Raw genomic sequence first — 1,247 nt, 5'->3', positions numbered from 1 at the left:
TGATGTGGTCCAATGATTTTGGTCACCGTTATAGAGGTGATATTCTCACTTCGACAATTCAACAGGTGACATGATGAAAAGAAGTTTCAGCCCCGAATTTAAAGTAGAGTCCGCTCAGCTAGTGCTTGACCAACACTACAGTATTGCCGAAGCCGCCAGAGCGATGAATGTCAGTCAATCTGCCCTGGGGCGTTGGGTTCGCCAGTTGACGCTGGAACGGCAAGGCCAGTCCCCCAAAGCCCTGCCCATCACGCCGGAGCAAATTGAACTCCGTGAATTGAAAAAGAAGCTGCAACGCCTTGAAATGGAGAACGAAGTCTTAAAAAAAGCTTCAGCACTCTTGATGTCGGACTACCTGAACAGTTCTCGTTAATCGAGCAATTCAGAGTGCTTTATCCTGTGGCTTTCCTTTGCCAACTGTTCGGGGTTTATCGCAGTAGCTATCAGGCCTGGCACCATCGACGAGATGAGCCGGATGCCGAACGTATCAAGCTCAAAAGTCTGGTGCGGGAAGCGTTTAATGAAAGCCACGGTTCAGCCGGGGCACGAACCATAGCCACTATCGTGACCGCAAAAGGCACTCCCTTAGGTCGATGGCGGGCCGGGAAGTTAATGGCGGAAATGGGACTGGTCAGTTGCCAGCAGAAAAAACACCGTTATTCCCGTCAGGAACAAGAACATGTTGATATTCCGAACACACTGAACCGACAGTTCGCCGTCACCGAGCCGAATCAGGTGTGGTGTGGCGATGTGACCTACATCTGGACAGGCAAACTTTGGGCTTATTTGGCGGTGGTCCTCGACCTGTTTTCCCGTAAGCCGATTGGCTGGGCCATGTCGTTCTCGCCGGACACGGCGTTGACCAAGAAAGCCTTGAAAATGGCCTTTGAATCCCGGGGAAGACCGCGGGGTGTGATGTTTCACAGTGATCAGGGCAGTCACTATACCAGCAAAGCTTTCCGGCAACTATTGGGACGTTATGGTCTCAAACAAAGCCTGAGCCGTCGGGGGAATTGCTGGGATAATAGTCCAATGGAGCGTTTCTTCAGGAGTTTAAAGAGTGAATGGGTGCCTGAAGAAGGGTATGCCAATTTTGGAGAGGCTTTTCGCGCCATCATCCAGTATATAACCGGCTATTACAGCCAGATCCGCCCCCATTGGTATAACAATGGGCTCACGCCAAATGAATCAGAACGATTATTTTGGAAAAGTGCTAAGGTTGTGACCAATTTTAATTGACCACTTCA

Annotated in this window: 1 protein-coding gene; it reads left to right on the top strand. The window is 50.2% G+C overall.

From position 1 onward, the window contains the following. The first annotated feature begins 70 nt into the window (after positions 1–70). A protein-coding gene (locus tag Xinn_RS20865) for an IS3 family transposase (protein WP_086956849.1) occupies positions 71–1,239 on the top strand; the annotation gives its coding sequence in 2 pieces (ribosomal slippage) (positions 71–329 and positions 329–1,239; 1,170 coding nt in all). Positions 1,240–1,247 lie beyond the last annotated feature (8 nt).

The sequence above is a fragment of the Xenorhabdus innexi genome (assembly GCF_002632485.1).
GTDB classification, from domain to species: domain Bacteria; phylum Pseudomonadota; class Gammaproteobacteria; order Enterobacterales; family Enterobacteriaceae; genus Xenorhabdus; species Xenorhabdus innexi.
This window is presented reverse-complemented; position numbering and strand designations above follow the sequence as displayed.